This is a genomic window from Mycobacterium sp. NGS56, from assembly GCF_059812425.1.
The window spans coordinates 37743-55253 of the sequence record NZ_JCALCQ010000003.1 but is presented as its reverse complement, the minus strand read 5'-3'; the positions used below and the strand labels follow the sequence as shown (position 1 = coordinate 55253).

Below are 17511 nucleotides of genomic sequence, written 5' to 3'. Positions count from 1 at the left end.
CGCGGTAATACTTCTCGTGTAGCGGCGTTATCCTGCGCCACGGTGGCGCGGCGCAGAAGCAGAGGGCTGGGACCGCCATGAAGTATCGAGCCCTGGTGGCGATCGCGGTCGGCGTGGCGCTCGTTCCGAGTCCCACCGCGTTGGCCGACAACAACTGGATCGCCATGGCGATATCGGACTCCACCGGCCACATCGACATCGCCGATGGGGCATCGAGCCAGGGCGCGGCGGAGAAGGCGGTGATGGAGACCTGCCGCAAGACCATCAGCGACTGTCGCCTGCTGGCCAGCGGCCAGGGTGGGTGCATGGCCCTGGTCTTGAACGCGGCCAGATCCAGGTACTTCGGGGGCTGGGGCCCGACACGGGAAGAGGCAGAGGCGGCGGCGCTGGGGCGCGCCCCGGGCGGAACGATTCAGGAAGGCCACGACCACTGCGTGGCAGAAGGATCCAGTCAGTGACGACGACCTCGATGGTCTGATATCTGCGCCACAATCGCGGCGCCCACCAGGTGCTTCACCTCGATACACCGTTAGTGTTGCAAACAACACATGCGTATCAGTTAGGTCTCGGGGTATCCGCCTCACTAGCGTAGTGGCTAACAGCAGTCGCGCGTCCAGGAGCCCCCGTCAGGAGCAGCGGAAACATGAGCCCCCAGCCAGGTACCCCAGCTGGACCGGAGCGCCGTCACCAGGTCGTCATCATCGGCTCCGGCTTCGGCGGACTGAACGCAGCAAAGAAACTCAAGCACGCCGACGTCGACATCAAATTGATCGCCCGCACCACCCATCACCTGTTCCAGCCGCTGCTGTACCAGGTGGCGACGGGCATTGTGTCCGAAGGCGATATCGCACCGCCCACCCGTGTCGTCCTACGCCGCCAGCGCAACGTTCAGGTGCTGCTCGGCGACGTCACGCACATCGATCTGGAAGGCAAGTTCGTGGTGTCCGACTTGCTTGGGCACACCTACGACACTCCATACGACAGCCTGATCATCGCCGCCGGCGCCGGCCAGTCGTATTTCGGCAACGACCATTTCGCCGAGTTCGCACCTGGTATGAAGTCGATCGACGACGCACTCGAGGTTCGCGGCCGGATCCTGAGCGCGTTCGAACAGGCCGAGCGGTCTCGCGACCCGGAACGACGTGCCAAGCTACTGACGTTCACCGTGATCGGGGCGGGCCCAACCGGCGTCGAAATGGCCGGGCAGATAGCCGAATTGGCGTCGTACACGCTGAAGGGCTCATTCCGGCACATCGACTCGACGAGGGCCCGGGTGATCCTGCTCGACGCCGCGCCTGCCGTGCTGCCACCGTTCGGCGAAAAGCTGGGCCAGCGTGCGGCGGCCCGGCTGGAGAAGATGGGCGTGGAGATCCAGCTGGGTGCGATGGTGACCGACGTCGACCGCAACGGCATCACTGTCAAGGATTCTGATGGCACTGTCCGGCGCATCGAGTCGGCCTGCAAGGTCTGGTCGGCCGGCGTGTCAGCCAGCCCACTGGGTCGCGACCTTGCCGATCAGTCGTCCGTCGAACTGGACCGGGCCGGCCGCGTCAAAGTGCTGCCCGACCTGTCGGTCCCCGGCTACCCGAACGTATTCGTGATCGGTGACCTAGCCGCCGTCGACGGCGTGCCGGGAGTGGCGCAGGGCGCCATTCAGGGCGCCAAGTACGTCGCGAGCACCATCAAGGCAGAACTCGGCGGTGCCGACCCGGCCGAGCGGGAGCCGTTCCAGTACTTCGACAAGGGCTCCATGGCAACGGTGTCGCGGTTCTCGGCAGTCGCCAAGATCGGTCCGGTCGAGTTCAGCGGCCTATTCGCCTGGTTCGCGTGGCTGGTGCTGCACCTGGTCTACCTGGTCGGGTTCAAGACCAAGATCAGCACGCTGCTGTCCTGGACGGTGACGTTCCTGAGCACCCGGCGCGGCCAACTCACCATCACCGAGCAACAGGCGTTCGCCCGGACCCGGCTCGAACAGCTGGCCGTGCTCGCCGCCGAGACGAAACGGCCGGCGGCCCGCCGGGCGAGCTAGCCGATCGCTGTAGCCATACTCGAATGTGATTGCCCGGCAGGGCATTCCATCGGTGCGCTGATCAGCCTTCGCGAATCTCGAGATTCTGCAGTCGCACCTGACCGCGGGCGATGATTCGGTCGTCGCTGTCGGTGATGGTCACCAACCACAACTGTTGGCTGCGGCCGCGGTGGATGGGTTCGACCGTGCCGTACACGGTGCCCGAACCGATGGACCGCAGGAAGTCGGTGTTGTTGTTGACACCCACCACATTTCCGCCACCGCGGGTGGCCAGCCAGGTGTAGGCGGCCACGCTTGCCATGCTCTCGATCATCGAGCAGTAAACACCGCCGTGAACCAAACCCATAGGCTGCAACAGTTTGGGCGTGACTTCGAGCTGCGCGCGGGCACCGTCGGGGCTGAGTTCGGTGAATTGCAGCCCGATCTCGCGGTCGAAGGGTGCGGCGAAATCCGGCGGGAGGATCGTTTTCTGCGGCTCTGGCACGTCCATGTGTCTACACCATGGCCACCGCAGGCATGCTCGCGGCGGAACTGTGGCGCGCAAAACGGCTGAGCCCCGTGCCGTTGCGGCACGGGGCTCGCCGATCGAGCAGACCATGGGTCGCTGCAGCCCTCAGGACTCTCACACGGTCCGCATCGCTCGACCCGACCAGCATAGGCAAGGCTGCCCTAACTCTGCAAGCGGTATGGTTCTTCTTGTCGCTCGACGGGCCCGCGGCGGCCGACACAGTAATTTGTCAGCCTCCCGTACGACCGTCGGTAGTAAGCCGGAGTACGCTTGATTCGACGCTCAGGAGATGAACGAACTATGGCCAAACTGACACGGCTGGGGGATCTAGAACGGGCCGTCATGGATCACCTGTGGTCCACGCCCGAGCCTCAGACCGTTCGCCAGGTCCATGAGGCGTTGTCGGCTCAGCGCGACCTGGCCTACACCACGATCATGACCGTGCTGCAGCGGTTGGCCAAGAAGAACCTGGTCTCCCAGATCCGCGACGACCGGGCACACCGGTACGCACCGGTGCACGGTCGTGACGAGTTGGTCGCCGGACTCATGGTGGACGCGCTGTCTCAGGCGGAGGATCCGGGCGGCAGACAGGCCGCGCTGGTGCACTTTGTTGAACGCGTCGGCGCCGACGAGGCCGAGGCGCTGCGGCGCGCACTCGCCGAATTGGAAGCCAATCAACACAAGAACGCGACATCTGCTGGCGCAGGCCCGGAGGGCTGAGGGACACTAGCGGTGTGTCCGCGCTGGCTTTCACCATAATCGCGGTGCTACTGACCGGCCCGGTGCCGGCGATGTTGGCACGCGCGAGCTGGCCGCTACGCGCTCCCCGCGCCGCAATGGTGCTCTGGCAAGCCGTGGCGCTGGCCGCCGTCCTGTCGGCGTTCAGCGCCGGCATCGCAATCGCCACCCGTTTACTGATGCCCGGCCGCGACGGGCGGCCCACGACCAGCATCGTCGGCGCCGCCGACCGCCTCGGATGGCCGCTATGGACCGCCTACCTCGGCGTTTTCACCCTGACGGTGCTGGTCGGCGCCCGGCTGATGGTCGCGGTGGTCCGGGTCGCCATCGCGACCCGAAAGCGACGGGCGCACCACCGCATGGTGGTCGACCTGGTCGGAGTCGGCCACGGCGCGGCGAACTCCCAGCCCTGCGCCCGCACGCGCGATCTTCGCGTGCTGGACGTCCCGCAACCGCTCGCCTACTGCCTGCCGGGCGTGCGCAGCCGGGTGGTGGTCAGCGAGGGAACCCTGAGCGCGCTTGCGGACACCGAAGTCCAGGCGATCCTCACCCACGAGCGCGCCCATCTGCGGGCGCGACACGACCTGGTGCTGGAGGCGTTCACAGCGGTGCACGCGGCCTTCCCCCGGCTGGTCCGCAGCGCCAACGCGCTTGGCGCGGTCCAGCTGCTGGTCGAGCTGCTCGCCGACGACGCGGCCGTCCGCGCCGCGGGTCGCGCTCCCCTGGCCCGGGCGCTGGTCGCCTGCGCAGCGGGGCGCGCCCCTTCGGGCGCACTCGCGGCCAGCGGTCCCAGCACGGTACTTAGAGTGCGGCGGCTGGGCGGACGCGGCAACAGCCCACTGTTGTCGGCGGCCGCATATTTGGCCGCGGCGGCGGTATTCGTGGTGCCCACGGTCGCACTGGCCGTCCCGTGGCTCACCGAGCTGGAACGCTTGTTCAACCTCTGACGCCGCCGATCGCCGATCACCCCGGGCGCGCAACTGTTGGCTGTGCCACAGTGTCACCGAAGGCTTTTGCCGCAAAGTTCGTAGATTGAAAGGCGAAAACATGAGTTCGTCGGATGCGAAGACCGGTACCGCCCAGATCGGTGTCACTGGTCTGGCCGTGATGGGTTCCAACATCGCCCGTAACTTCGCCCGGCATGGCTACACCGTGGCACTGCACAACCGCTCGATCGCCAAAACCGATGCGCTGCTCAAAGAGCACGGCGACGAGGGCAATTTCGTGCGTTCGGAAACCATCGCGGAATTCCTGGACGCGCTGGAGAAGCCGCGTCGGGTGCTGATCATGGTCAAGGCCGGCGAGCCCACCGACGCAGTCATCAACGAGCTCGCCGACGCCATGGAAGAGGGCGACATCATCATCGACGGCGGCAACGCGCTCTACACCGACACCATCCGCCGGGAGAAGGCGATCCGCGAGCGAGGTCTGCACTTCGTCGGCGCGGGCATCTCCGGCGGCGAAGAGGGCGCGCTCAACGGCCCGTCGATCATGCCGGGCGGTCCCGCCGAGTCGTACAAGTCGCTGGGCCCACTGCTGGAGGAGATCTCCGCCCACGTCGACGGAGTGCCCTGCTGCACCCACATCGGCCCCGACGGCGCCGGACATTTCGTCAAGATGGTGCACAACGGCATCGAGTACTCCGACATGCAGCTCATCGGCGAGGCCTACCAGCTGCTGCGCGACGGCCTGGGCAAGACCGCACCCGAGATCGCCGACATCTTCGCCGAATGGAACAAGGGCGACCTGGACAGCTTCCTGATCGAGATCACCGCGCAGGTACTGCGCCAGACCGACGCCAAGACCGGGAAGCCGCTGGTCGACCTCATACTCGACGAGGCCGAGCAGAAGGGCACCGGACGCTGGACCGTGAAGTCGGCGCTCGATCTCGGTGTGCCGGTGACCGGTATCGCCGAGGCGGTGTTCGCCCGTGCCCTGTCCGGATCGGTCGCCCAGCGCAAGGCCACGACCGGCCTCGCCTCCGGCAGGCTAGGCGAGAAGCCAAGTGACGCAATACGATTCATTGACGATGTGAGCAAGGCGCTGTACGCGTCGAAGATCATTGCCTACGCCCAGGGCTTCAACCAGATCCAGGCGGGCAGCGCCGAGTACGACTGGGACATCACCCCGGGCGACATGGCGACGATCTGGCGCGGCGGCTGCATCATCCGCGCGAAGTTCCTCAACCGGATCAAGGAGGCGTTCGACTCCGACGCCCGCCTGCCGACGCTGATCGTCGCGCCGTACTTCCGCAGCGCCATCGAGGAATCAATCGACAGCTGGCGGCGCGTCGTGGTGAAGGCCACCGAACTCGGCATTCCGATCCCCGGCTTCGCCTCGGCGCTGTCCTACTACGACGCGCTGCGCACCGAGCGGCTGCCCGCGGCGCTCACCCAGGGTTTGCGGGACTTCTTCGGCGCACACACCTATGGCCGGATCGATGACGACCCGAAGACGCGCTTTCACACTCTGTGGAGCGGAGATCGCACCGAGGTGCCCGCATAGCCGGGCGGCGGCAGTGGGCGTGAAGGGGGCTTGAGTTGGTGGGGCGACTGGAATGAGATTCCTCGACGGGCACAGTCCCGCATACGATCTGACCTACAACGATGTGTTCGTGATGCCGAACCGCTCGGAGGTCGCGTCCCGCTTCGATGTTGACCTGTCCACCGGTGACGGCTCGGGCACGACCATCCCGGTCATCGTCGCCAACATGACCGCGGTGGCCGGGCGCCGGATGGCCGAAACCATCGCGCGCCGCGGCGGACTCGTCATCTTGCCGCAGGATCTCCCGATCACCGCGGTGCAGGAGACGGTGGAGTTCGTCAAGAGCCGCGACCTGGTGCTGGACACCCCCGTGGTGCTCGGCCCCGACGACTCGGTGTCCGACGCGACGGCGCTGATCCACAAGCGTGCGCACGGTGTCGCCGTCGTCACCTTCGAGGGGCGTCCCCTCGGCTTGGTGAGCGAATCGTCGTGCCTGGGCGTGGATCGCTTTACCCGAGTGCGCGACGTCGCGATCACCGACTTCGTCACCGCCCCGGTGGGAACCGAGCCCCGCAAGGTCTTCGATCTGCTCGAGCACTCACCCATCGGCGTCGCCGCCGTGACGAATGCGGACGGGACGCTGGCCGGCGTGCTGACCCGCACCGGTGCCATCCGGGCGGGCCTGTACACCCCGGCAGTCGACGCGCGAGGCCGGCTGCGGGTGGGTGCGGCCGTCGGCATCAACGGCGACGTCGGAGCCAAGGCGCGGTCGCTGGTCGAGGCCGGCATCGACCTGTTGGTCATCGACACGGCGCACGGGCATCAGGTCAAGACGATCGAGGCGATCGGGACGGTCGCGGCGCTGCAGTTGGGTGTGCCGCTGGCCGCCGGCAACGTCGTGTCGGCGGAGGGCACCCGCGACCTGCTGGGCGCCGGGGCTAACATCGTCAAGGTCGGTGTCGGCCCGGGCGCGATGTGCACCACCCGGATGATGACCGGCGTAGGTCGCCCCCAATTCTCCGCTGTTGTCGAATGTGCTTCGGCGGCACGCGAATTAGGTGGACATGTGTGGGCCGACGGCGGCGTCCGGCATCCGCGGGATGTGGCGCTGGCACTGGCGGCGGGGGCGTCCAACGTGATGATCGGCTCGTGGTTCGCCGGCACCTACGAGTCGCCCGGGGACCTGATGCGCGACCGTGACGACCAGCCGTACAAGGAGAGCTACGGCATGGCGTCCAAGCGTGCGGTGGTCGCGCGCACCGGCGCGGACACCGCATTCGATCGGGCCCGCAAAGCGTTGTTCGAGGAGGGCATTTCGACGTCCCGGATGGGGCTCGATCCGGACCGTGGCGGCGTCGAGGATCTGCTCGATCACATCACCTCGGGCGTGCGCAGCACCTGCACCTATGTCGGAGCCGCCAACCTGGAGCAGCTGTATGAGCGGGTGGTGATCGGGGTGCAGTCGACCGCGGGCTTCGCCGAGGGGCATCCGCTACCGCAGGGGTGGTAACGCCCTGGAATAAGGCTGGCAAGTGGCCGCACGTTGTTCGGGCACCAGGCGCTGCAGCCGCAAATGGCGGGCTTACCGGCGCCGCCAGGCGTGGTCGGGACGGGCGGCGCCGTGCGGGCTAGCATAAGACAGCAAAGACGGAAGCAACCGCGACCGCTCCACCACCGGGCAGCGAAAGGATCGACGTGCCGCAGGCACCCGTAGCAGCCATCGGCTTGCGGGCGCACGGGTCGTCAGACGAATCGTCCGACGGGGAGCCTCCTTCGGCGCGGTCTTCGCTCATCACGCCAGGCCGCTCGGTCGGTTGGCGGCGCAGGTTATGAACCTCACTGTCAACGTAGTCAGCGTTGTTGCGATCGCCGTGCTCATCTTCGGCAACGCCGTCTTCGTCGCCGCGGAGTTCTCGCTGACCACACTGGACCGCAGCGCCGTCGAGGCGAACGCGCGCGGCGGGGGACGCCGCGACCGCTGGATCCGCCGGGCGCACCACCGGCTGTCGTTTCAGCTCTCGGGTGCCCAGTTGGGCATCTCGGTCACCACGCTGGCGGCCGGTTACCTGACCGATCCGATGGTGGAAGACTTACCGCACCCGTGGCTGGATGCGCTCGGCGTATCCGACAAGGTCGGCGACGTGATCATGGCCTTCCTGGTATTGGTCATCGTGACCTCGGTGTCGATGGTGTTCGGCGAGCTCGTTCCCAAATATCTGGCCGTGGCGCGTCCGCTTTCGACGGCCCGCACCGTCGTGAGTGCCCAGCTGTTGTTCTCGCTGCTGCTCACCCCGGCGATCCGGCTGACCAACGGGGCCGCTAACTGGATCGTGCGCCGGCTCGGCATTGAACCGGCCGAAGAGCTGCGGTCGGCTCGATCGCCCCAAGAGCTGTTGTCGCTGGTGCGTTCGTCGGCGCGCAGCGGCGCCCTGGACGCCGCCACGGCGGCCCTGGTGCGAAGATCGCTGCAGTTCGGCACCCTGAGCGCCGAGGAGCTGATGACACCCCGATCCAAGATCGTGGCGCTGCAGACCGACGATACGGTCGCGGACCTGGTGACCGCGGCCGCCGAGTCTGGTTTTTCCCGCTTTCCCATCGTCGACGGCGACCTCGACGAGACGGTCGGCATCGTGCACGTCAAGCAGGTGTTCGCCATCCCGCGCGCCGAACGCGCCCGCACGCGGCTGATCACAGTGGCCCAACCCGTTCCCAAGGTGCCGTCGACCCTGGACGGCGACGCGGTGATGGCCGAGATCCGGGCCAACAACCTGCAAACCGCGCTGGTCGTGGACGAATACGGCGGAACGGCCGGCATGGTGACCGTCGAGGACCTGATCGAAGAGATCGTCGGCGATGTCCGCGACGAGCACGACGACGCGACTCCGGACGTCGTGCCCGCCGGCACGGGCTGGCGGGTGTCGGGCTTGCTGCGCATCGACGAGGTGGCCGCAGCCATCGGTTTTCGGGCACCCGAAGGCCCCTACGAGACCATCGGTGGGCTGGTGCTGCGCGAGATCGGTCGCATTCCGGTGGCCGGTGACACGGTCGAGTTGCCCGCGTTGGATTCGGACGGACTGCTGGACGCGGTGACGCGTTGGCAGGCAACGGTTATCCGGATGGACGGACGGCGGATCGACCTGCTCGAACTCGTCGAACTGAGCAGTCACGGCGAAGTTCCCGCGACCGGGGCACACCGATGATCGACACCATGGGCCTGTTGCTGGCCTGCTTGCTGATCGGGGTGAACGCGTTCTTCGTGGGCGCGGAATTCTCGCTGATCTCGGCGCGGCGCGACCGGCTCGAGGCGCTGGCCGAGCAGGGCCGAGCGGCCGCGGTCACGGTGATCCGCGCCGGGGAGCAACTGCCGTCCATGCTGGCCGGTGCCCAACTCGGCGTCACGGCCGCGTCGCTGCTTCTCGGGCGGATCGGCGAGTCGGCGGTGTCCAACCTGCTGCGAACGGGGCTGGGACTCACCGGAATTCACTCGGCGCTGCTGCACACGTTGTCGTTTGCGATCGCGCTGGCCATCGTGGTGACGCTGCACGTGCTGCTGGGAGAGATGGTGCCGAAGAACATCGCGCTGGCCGGCCCGGAGCGCACCGCGATGCTGCTCGTCCCGCCATATCTGGCCTACGTGCGGGCCGCCCGGCCGTTCATCGTGTTCTACAACAAGTGCGCCAACGCGGTGGTGCGCGCGTTCGGAGTTGAACCCAAGGACGAGCTGGAGATCACCGTCTCCCCCGTCGAGCTCAGCGAGATGATCGCCGAATCGGAGTCTGAAGGCTTGCTGGACCGCGACGAGCGCACCCGGCTCACCCGGGCACTGCAAATTCGCCACCGCGTGGTCGGCGACGTGGCGGTCCCCCTCGCCGGCGTGCACGCGGTACCGGTCGCCGCGGCGGGCTCGGGACCGACGGTCGGTGCTGTCGAGCAAGCCCTGGCCGAGACCGGCTACTCCCGGTTCCCAGTGGCCAGCGTCGGCGGCGCCTTCCTGGGGTATCTGCACATCAAGGACGTGCTGACGCTCGACGACGACCCGCGGACGGTGATCGATCTGGCGAAGGTGCGGCCGCTGCCGCGGCTGTCGCGATCACTGCCGCTGGCCGACGCTTTGTCGCGGATGCGCCGCAGCAACAGCCATCTGGCCCTGGTGACCGACGAGAGCGGAGGCGTCGTGGCCATGGTGGCCATGGAAGACCTGGTCGAAGACCTCGTGGGCACCATTCGGGAGGCGTAGCGACACTGGCCGGAAGGTGCGACTGCGCGCAGCCCGTATGATCTTCACGGCTGCCAGTTAAGAAACTGCTGGAGGGCAGAGGACCGTTGCACGCGAAACATGCGTTGCTGGAAACACATCCCGGTGCTCGCCGCGGCGTCGTTCTTGGGGCTGACAGCGCGGCCTGACCTGCTATGGCGGATCGGGCGGGATAACGCTCACCAGGCTGCGCTCGGTAGGCTTATGACATTGCCAATCTGGCCCGACGACGGTCCAGTGCGGCCCATGATGGAGGAGAATCATGACTGATCGCGTGTCGGCGGGGAACTTGCGCGTCGCCCGAGTGCTCTACGACTTCGTGAACAACGAGGCCTTGCCCGGCACCGACATCGACCCCGACAGTTTCTGGGCGGGCGTCGACAAGGTGGTCACCGACCTCACGCCCAAGAACCAAGACTTGCTGCGCAGGCGGGACGAACTGCAGGCGCAGATCGACAAGTGGCACCGGCAGCGTGTCATCGAGCCGCTTGACATCGAGGCGTACCGCGAATTCCTCATCGAAATCGGTTACCTGCTACCGGAGCCCCCGGACTTCACCATCACGACCTCGGGTGTGGACGACGAGATCACCACAACCGCCGGCCCGCAGCTGGTGGTGCCGGTGCTCAACGCCCGGTTCGCGCTGAACGCCGCCAATGCCCGGTGGGGCTCGCTCTACGACGCCCTCTATGGCACCGACGTCATCCCGGAGAGCGACGGCGCCGAGAAGGGGACGAGCTACAACAAGGTTCGCGGCGACAAGGTGATCGCCTACGCGCGCAAATTCCTCGACCAGGCCGTGCCGCTGGAATCCGGATCGTGGGCCGACGCTACGGGGCTCGCCGTCGAAGACGGACAGCTCAAAATCGCGACCGCCGACGGCTCCGTCGGTCTGGCCGACGCGGCGCAGTTCGCCGGCTACACCGGCGAACTCGGTTCCCCTGACTGGTCGGTGTTGCTGGCCAACCACGGCTTGCACATCGAGATCCTGATCGATCCGGACTCACCGATCGGCAAGACGGACTCCGCGGGAATTAAAGACGTGGTCCTGGAATCGGCCGTCACCACGATCATGGACTTCGAGGACTCGGTGGCCGCCGTCGACGCCGACGACAAGGTGCTCGGCTACCGCAACTGGCTCGGTCTGAACAAGGGCGATCTGTCCGAAGAGGTCTCCAAGGACGGCAAGACCTTCACCCGGGTTCTCAACGAGGACCGCACCTACCGCACACCCGACGGCGAGGGCGAGCTGACGCTGCCCGGCCGCAGCCTGCTGTTCGTCCGCAACGTCGGTCACCTGATGACCAATGACGCGATCGTCGACGCCGAGGGTAACGAGGTGTTCGAAGGCATCATGGATGCGCTGTTCACGGGCGTGACCGCGATCCACGGCCTCAAGACAGGTGACGCGAACGGCCCGCTGGCCAACAGCCGCACCGGGTCCATCTACATCGTCAAGCCCAAGATGCACGGACCCGACGAGGTCGCCTACACCTGCGAGCTGTTCAGCCGCGTCGAAGACGTCCTCGGCCTGCCCCAGGGCACCCTCAAGGTCGGCATCATGGACGAGGAACGGCGCACCACGGTCAACCTCAAGGCCTGCATCAAGGCCGCGGCCGACCGTGTCGTGTTCATCAACACCGGCTTCCTGGACCGCACCGGCGACGAGATCCACACGTCGATGGAGGCCGGGCCGATGATCCGCAAAGGTGCGATGAAGAGCACCACGTGGATCAAGGCCTACGAGGACGCCAACGTCGACATCGGCCTGGCGGCCGGCTTCAAGGGTAAGGCCCAGATCGGTAAGGGCATGTGGGCGATGACCGAGCTGATGGCCGACATGGTCGAGCAGAAGATCGGCCAACCGAAGGCGGGCGCGACCACCGCGTGGGTGCCCTCGCCGACGGCGGCCACCCTGCACGCGATGCACTACCACTACGTGGACGTGGGCGCCGTGCAGGAGGAGCTCGCCGGCAAGAAGCGCACCACGATCGAAGAGCTGCTGACCATCCCGCTGGCCAAGGAACTGGCCTGGGCGCCCGAGGAGATCCGTGAAGAGGTCGACAACAACTGCCAGTCCATCCTGGGCTACGTGGTGCGCTGGGTCGCGCAGGGCGTCGGGTGTTCGAAGGTGCCCGACATTCACGACGTGGCACTGATGGAAGACCGTGCCACGCTGCGCATTTCGAGCCAGCTGCTGGCCAACTGGCTGCGCCACGGCGTGATCACCGACCAGGATGTGCGCGCCAGCCTGGAGCGGATGGCCCCACTGGTCGACGAGCAGAACGCCAAGGATGCGGCGTACCTGCCGATGGCGCCGAACTTCGACGACAGCCTGGCCTTCCTCGCCGCGCAGGATCTGATCCTGACCGGAACGCAGCAACCCAACGGTTACACCGAGCCGATCCTGCATCGCCGTCGGCGTGAAGCCAAGGCACAGGCCGCGCAGTCGAATTGAGCCTGAGCTCAAATCGGGTAGGAACGTGTAATGGTGCCGTCGATGACTAATATCGGCGCCGAGTCAACGATGGATCGACGGAAAGGCCGCGGGCACTGGTATGGGTAGGCACAGTGCGCCCGACCCTGGCGACTCCCTCGACGAGCCATCTCGCGACGACGTTGTCGATGAGCCATCTCGAGGTGAAGAGGTAGGGCGTCGCCATGGGAATGCCGGCGACGACGAAACAGCCGGCCCCTACTCCGACGAGGGTGACTACTCCGACGAGCGTCGCCATCAAGAGCACGCGGGTTTCGCGGCGGACGACGATCTCTACGCCGCCGAGGATTCATTCGTAGACGACTCCGCCGATGACTACCCGGAGTTTCCGTCGCGGCAGGCCGCCCCCTCGGCTCCGGAGCCGCCGGCCGCACAGCCGTCGCTCTTCCGCGGCGGGCATCGCGGGCTCGGCGATTGGCGGGGCGGTCATCGCAGCGAGGGCGGGCGACGCGGCGTCAGCATCGGCGTGATCGTGGCACTGGTCGCGGTGGTCGTCGTGGTGGGTGCGGTGATTCTGTGGAGCTTCTTCGGTGACGCGTTGTCCAAGCGTTCGCACACGGCGGCCGGCCGCTGTGTGGGCGGCCAGGAGACGGTGGCAGTCGTCGCCGACCCGTCGATCGCCGATTCCGTTCAGCAGTTCGCGGAAACCTACAATAAATCCGCCGGGCCGATCGGCGACCGCTGCGTGGTGGTAAGCGTCAAGCCGGCCAACTCCGACGCGGTGCTCAACGGATTCATCGGCAAGTGGCCCGCGGAACTGGGCGGCCAGCCTGCGCTGTGGATTCCGGCCAGTTCGATCTCGGCCGCACGCCTCACCGGGGCGACGGCCCAAAAGACGGTCACCGAGAGCCATTCGCTGGTCACCTCGCCGGTGGTGCTGGCCATCCGCCCTGAACTCGCGCCGGCCCTGTCCAATCAGAACTGGGCGGCGCTGCCCGGCCTGCAAACCAACCCGAATGCGTTGGCCGGGTTGAACTTACCCGCGTGGGGCTCGCTGCGCATGGCGCTGCCGATGAACGGCAACGGGGACGCATCGTTTCTGGCCGGAGAGGCGGTGGCGGCCGCCTCGGTACCGCCCGGTGCGCCGGCGACCCAGGGCACCGGCGCGGTGCGCAGCCTGTTGAGCGCACAACCCAAGCTGGCCGACAACTCCCTGACCGAGGCGATGAACACGCTGCTGAAGCCCGGTGACCCGGCAACCGCGCCGGTGCACGCGGTGGTGACCACCGAACAACAGCTGTTCCAACGTGGCCAATCGTTGCCAGACGCCAAGGGCACCTTGGCATTCTGGCTTCCACCGGGGTCCGCGGCGGTGGCCGACTACCCCACGGTGCTGCTCAGCGGTTCGTGGCTGAGCAGGGAACAGGCGTCGGCGGCCAGCGAGTTCTCGCGATTCATGCACAAATCAGACCAGCTGGTCAAGCTGGCGAAGGCCGGCTTCCGCGTCAGCGGAGTCACACCGCCCGGTAGTCCGGTCACGAATTTCCCGGCGCTGCCGCCCGCGCTTTCGGTGGGTGATGAGCCGATGCGGGCCACCCTCGCCGAGGCGATGGCCAGCCCGTCGACCGGACAGGCCACGACGATCATGCTCGACCAGTCGATGCCGGCACAGGAAGGCGGAAAATCCCGGCTGGCCAACGTGGTCGGCGCGCTGCAGGACAAGATCAAGTCGCTGCCCGCCACCGCGGTGGTCGGACTGTGGACGTTCGACGGCCACGAGGGCCGCTCGGAGGTGGCGGGCGGGCCGTTGTCCGACGCCGTCAACGGCCAGCCGCGTTCGGCGGCGTTGGCCGCGGCGCTGGACAAGCAGTACTCGTCGAACGGCGGGGCGGTGTCATTCACTACGCTGCGAATGCTCTATCAGGATATGCAGACCAATTATCATGCGGGCCAGACGAATTCGATCTTAGTGATCACCGCGGGGCCACACACCGACCAGACGCTGGACGGGCCGGGGCTGCAGGACTTCATCCGTAAGAGTGCTGATCCGGCCAAACCCATCGCGGTGAATGTCATCAATTTCGGAGCGGACCCGGACCGGGCGACCTGGGAGGCGGTGTCCCAGCTCAGTGGCGGTAGCTATCAGAACCTCGCGACGTCGGCGTCCCCCGACCTCGCTTCGGCGGTGAACACCTTTCTGAGCTGATCAGGCGAACGCCTCCACCGGCGGGCACGAGCAGACCAGATTGCGATCGCCGTAGGCGCCGTCGATGCGGCGCACCGGCGGCCAGACCTTGGGCCGGAACTCCTTGCCCAGCGGATAGGCGGCCTGCTCCCGGGTGTAGGGGTGGTCCCAGTCGCCGATCACCAGGCACTCGGCCGTGTGCGGTGCGCCCCGCAACGGGTTGTCGTCGGCGGGCCACTCCCCCGCGCCCACCCGGTCGATCTCGCCGCGGATGGCGATCATGGCGTCGCAGAAGGCGTCGACCTCGGTCAGGGTCTCGCTCTCGGTGGGCTCCACCATCAGCGTGCCGGCCACCGGGAAACTCATGGTCGGCGCATGAAAACCATAGTCCGCCAATCGCTTTGCCACGTCGTCGACGGTGACACCGGTGGACTTTGTGATTCCACGAAGGTCCAGGATGCATTCGTGGGCGACCATCCCGTTCTCGCCGGTGTAAAGCACCGGGAAGTACTCGTCGAGGCGGCGGGCGATGTAGTTGGCCGAGGTGATCGCGGTCAGCGAAGCCGCACGCAGGCCCTCGGCACCCATCATCCGGATGTAGGCCCAGCTGATCGGCAGGATCGACGCCGACCCGTAGGGCGCCGCCGACACCGGATGCCCCGGCGGCAGCTCGGCGGCGTGCGGGTGCCCCGGCAGGAACGGTGCCAGATGCGAGCGCACCGCCACCGGCCCGACGCCGGGCCCGCCGCCGCCGTGCGGAATGCAGAACGTCTTGTGCAGGTTCAGATGGCTGACATCGCCGCCGAACTCGCCCGGACGCGCCAGCCCGACCAGCGCGTTGAGGTTGGCACCGTCGATGTAGACCTGGCCCCCGGCGTCGTGCACCGCCGCACAGATCTCGGCAATGTCGTGCTCGTAGACGCCGTGTGTGGACGGATACGTGATCATCAGCGTCGACAGACGGTCGCGGTGCTCGCTGACTTTGGCGCGCAGGTCGTTTAGGTCCACGTCGCCATTGGCGCGGCAGGCCACGACGACGACCCGCATCCCGGCCAGCGCCGCCGACGCGGCATTGGTGCCGTGCGCACTGGACGGGATGAGGCAGATGTCGCGGTGCGGTTCCCCGCGGCTGGCGTGGTAATCGTGAATGGCCAGCAGCCCGGCGTATTCGCCCTGCGAGCCGGCGTTGGGTTGCAGCGAGACGGCGTCGTAACCGGTGATCTGCACCAGCCAGGACTCCAGGTCGGCGATCAGACGCCGCAGGCCCGGGGTGTCCGACGCCGGCGCGAACGGATGCTGGCGGGCGAACTCCGGCCAGGTGATCGGTTCCATCTCCGCGGCGGCGTTCAGCTTCATGGTGCAGGATCCAAGTGGAATCATGCTGCGGTCCAAGGCAATATCTTTGTCAGCCAGCGTGCGCAGGTAGCGCATCATCGCGGTCTCGGTGCGGTACTGGGTGAACGCGGGATGGGTGAGAAACTCCGATGTGCGGGTGATGATGCCCGCACCGCCGCCCACCTGCCCAGTGGCGTTTAGCTTGAAGGCCGCGAGCACCGCGGCGACGTGCTCATCGGTGGTGGTCTCGTCGCAGGCCACCGACACGTGGTCGTCGTCGACCCGCCACAGGTTGATGCCGGCGGCCTTGGCCGCGGCGATCACCTCGTCGGCGCGCCCGGGGACCCGGGCCAGCACGGTGTCGAAGTACTTGTCGTGCACCAACGCATCACCAAGGGCGCCTGCGATCACCTCGGCATGGCCGTGCACGCGGCGTGCCATCGCGGTCAGCCCCTCGGCGCCGTGGTAGCTGGCATACATCGCGGCCATCACCGCCAGCAGCACCTGCGCGGTACAGATGTTGCTGGTCGCCTTGTCGCGGCGGATGTGCTGCTCGCGCGTCTGCAACGCCAGCCGGTAGGCCGGCGACCCGTCGGCGTCCAGCGACACACCGACCAGCCGGCCCGGCAGCTGACGCGCATGGTTGGCGTGCACCGCCAGGTAGCCGGCGTGTGGCCCACCGAATCCCATTGGCACGCCGAATCTTTGGGTGCTGCCGAAGGCGACGTCGGCACCGATCTCACCGGGAGGCGTTAGCAGCGTCATGGCGAGCAGGTCGGCGCCGATGGCGACTAGCGCACCCCGGTCGTGCGCCTGCTCCACCAGGTTCGACCAGTCGGTGACCCGGCCACTGGCCCCGGGCAGCTGGGCGATGACGCCGAAGAAGTCGCCTCCGTCGGGCAGGTCCGGAAGACCACTGCGCAGGTCGGCGGTGACGATCTCGATGCCCAGGGGCTTGGCCCGCGTGGCCAGGATGGCCGCGGTCTGGGCGAAGGTGTCGGCGTCCACCGCCAGCCGGTGGGCCTTCCCGCGCGCCGCGCGATGCATCAGCGTCATGGCCTCCGCCGCCGCGGTGCCCTCGTCGAGCATCGAGGCGTTGGCGACCTCGAGGCCGGTCAGGTCCGCGACCATCGTCTGGAAATTCAGCAGCGCCTCGAGCCGGCCCTGGCTGATCTCCGGCTGGTACGGAGTGTAGGCGGTGTACCAGGCCGGGTTCTCCAAGATGTTGCGCAGCAACACCGGCGGCGTGAGCGTGTCGTAGTAGCCCTGCCCGATCATGGACACGGCCACCGTGTTGGCCTCGGCCAGCGATCGCAGCTCGGCCAGCGCTTCGGCTTCGCTGGCGGGCGGCGGCAGCCGGTCGAGACCGGGCGCGGCGCCACGGCCGGTCAGCCGGTCCAGGATGCCGGCGGGAACCGCCTTGGCGGCAAGCTCGTCCAGCGAGTCCACACCGATGACGGCGAGCATGGCGGCGACGGCTTGGCTGTCCGGGCCGATGTGCCGAGCGGCGAAAGTGAATTGATCGGACACTGGAACTCCT

General features: G+C 67.3%; 12 protein-coding genes. 10 read left to right on the top strand and 2 right to left on the bottom strand.

Going from position 1 to position 17511, the window contains the following annotated elements; translation table 11 throughout:
- Window positions 1–77: 77 nt before the first annotated feature.
- Entirely contained in the window at window positions 78–458 is a 381-nt protein-coding gene (locus AC5Y4F_RS10345; protein WP_499996521.1) for a DUF4189 domain-containing protein, read from the top strand.
- Between the two features lie 185 nt (window positions 459–643).
- Entirely contained in the window at window positions 644–2029 is a 1386-nt protein-coding gene (locus AC5Y4F_RS10340) for an NAD(P)/FAD-dependent oxidoreductase (protein ID WP_067938048.1), read from the top strand.
- Between the two features lie 61 nt (window positions 2030–2090).
- Here the strand turns inward: AC5Y4F_RS10340 and AC5Y4F_RS10335 are convergent, their stop codons facing one another.
- Window positions 2091–2519, bottom strand: a complete 429-nt coding sequence (locus AC5Y4F_RS10335; protein ID WP_369829730.1) for a PaaI family thioesterase — start codon at window positions 2517–2519, stop codon at window positions 2091–2093.
- Between the two features lie 318 nt (window positions 2520–2837).
- On the opposite strand from AC5Y4F_RS10335, the gene AC5Y4F_RS10330 reads away from it, so the two are divergent.
- The 8 genes from AC5Y4F_RS10330 to AC5Y4F_RS10295 all read left to right on the top strand — a co-directional run bounded on the left by AC5Y4F_RS10330 (window position 2838) and on the right by AC5Y4F_RS10295 (window position 14657).
- Complete coding sequence (locus tag AC5Y4F_RS10330) at window positions 2838–3257, top strand: BlaI/MecI/CopY family transcriptional regulator (protein ID WP_067938050.1); 420 nt, start codon at window positions 2838–2840, stop codon at window positions 3255–3257.
- A gap of 14 nt (window positions 3258–3271) precedes the next feature.
- Entirely contained in the window at window positions 3272–4222 is a 951-nt protein-coding gene (locus tag AC5Y4F_RS10325) for a M56 family metallopeptidase (RefSeq protein ID WP_067938052.1), read from the top strand.
- A gap of 100 nt (window positions 4223–4322) precedes the next feature.
- A complete protein-coding gene (gene gnd / locus AC5Y4F_RS10320; RefSeq protein ID WP_499996518.1) occupies window positions 4323–5780 on the top strand; it encodes an NADP-dependent phosphogluconate dehydrogenase in 1458 nt (485 codons plus the stop codon).
- 52 nt (window positions 5781–5832) lie between these two features.
- Window positions 5833–7269: a GuaB1 family IMP dehydrogenase-related protein gene (locus AC5Y4F_RS10315; RefSeq protein ID WP_067938055.1), complete on the top strand. Its 1437-nt coding sequence runs from the start codon at window positions 5833–5835 to the stop codon at window positions 7267–7269.
- Between the two features lie 319 nt (window positions 7270–7588).
- Window positions 7589–8959 carry a hemolysin family protein gene (locus AC5Y4F_RS10310; protein WP_499996516.1) on the top strand — a complete coding sequence of 457 codons (1371 nt, stop codon included), beginning with the start codon at window positions 7589–7591 and terminating at the stop codon, window positions 8957–8959.
- On the top strand, window positions 8956–9996 hold the full coding sequence (locus tag AC5Y4F_RS10305; protein ID WP_067938058.1) for a hemolysin family protein: 1041 nt from the start codon (window positions 8956–8958) through the stop codon (window positions 9994–9996). Before AC5Y4F_RS10310 ends, AC5Y4F_RS10305 begins: the two co-directional genes overlap by 4 nt.
- A 280-nt stretch (window positions 9997–10276) precedes the next feature.
- The gene (locus AC5Y4F_RS10300; protein WP_067938060.1) at window positions 10277–12472 is read left to right on the top strand and encodes a malate synthase G; all 2196 of its coding nucleotides are present in this window, start codon (window positions 10277–10279) and stop codon (window positions 12470–12472) included.
- A 100-nt stretch (window positions 12473–12572) separates the two neighbouring features.
- Window positions 12573–14657: a hypothetical protein gene (locus AC5Y4F_RS10295; protein ID WP_499996514.1), complete on the top strand. Its 2085-nt coding sequence runs from the start codon at window positions 12573–12575 to the stop codon at window positions 14655–14657.
- Here AC5Y4F_RS10295 and gcvP read toward each other — a convergent pair whose 3' ends face one another.
- Complete coding sequence (gene gcvP, locus AC5Y4F_RS10290) at window positions 14658–17501, bottom strand: aminomethyl-transferring glycine dehydrogenase (protein WP_067938062.1); 2844 nt, start codon at window positions 17499–17501, stop codon at window positions 14658–14660.
- Window positions 17502–17511 lie beyond the last annotated feature (10 nt).

Excerpts from the sequence above, each read along its gene's own strand:
- AC5Y4F_RS10310 (WP_499996516.1), top strand. The coding sequence starts at position 7,589 with ATGAACCTCACTGTCAACGTAGTCAGCGTTGTTGCGATCGCCGTGCTC.
- AC5Y4F_RS10335 (WP_369829730.1), bottom strand. The coding sequence starts at position 2,519 with ATGGACGTGCCAGAGCCGCAGAAAACGATCCTCCCGCCGGATTTCGCC.
- AC5Y4F_RS10315 (WP_067938055.1), top strand. The coding sequence starts at position 5,833 with ATGAGATTCCTCGACGGGCACAGTCCCGCATACGATCTGACCTACAAC.
- AC5Y4F_RS10330 (WP_067938050.1), top strand. The coding sequence starts at position 2,838 with ATGGCCAAACTGACACGGCTGGGGGATCTAGAACGGGCCGTCATGGAT.
- gnd (WP_499996518.1), top strand. The coding sequence starts at position 4,323 with ATGAGTTCGTCGGATGCGAAGACCGGTACCGCCCAGATCGGTGTCACT.
- AC5Y4F_RS10300 (WP_067938060.1), top strand. The coding sequence starts at position 10,277 with ATGACTGATCGCGTGTCGGCGGGGAACTTGCGCGTCGCCCGAGTGCTC.
- AC5Y4F_RS10295 (WP_499996514.1), top strand. The coding sequence starts at position 12,573 with ATGGGTAGGCACAGTGCGCCCGACCCTGGCGACTCCCTCGACGAGCCA.
- AC5Y4F_RS10305 (WP_067938058.1), top strand. The coding sequence starts at position 8,956 with ATGATCGACACCATGGGCCTGTTGCTGGCCTGCTTGCTGATCGGGGTG.
- AC5Y4F_RS10345 (WP_499996521.1), top strand. The coding sequence starts at position 78 with ATGAAGTATCGAGCCCTGGTGGCGATCGCGGTCGGCGTGGCGCTCGTT.
- AC5Y4F_RS10340 (WP_067938048.1), top strand. The coding sequence starts at position 644 with ATGAGCCCCCAGCCAGGTACCCCAGCTGGACCGGAGCGCCGTCACCAG.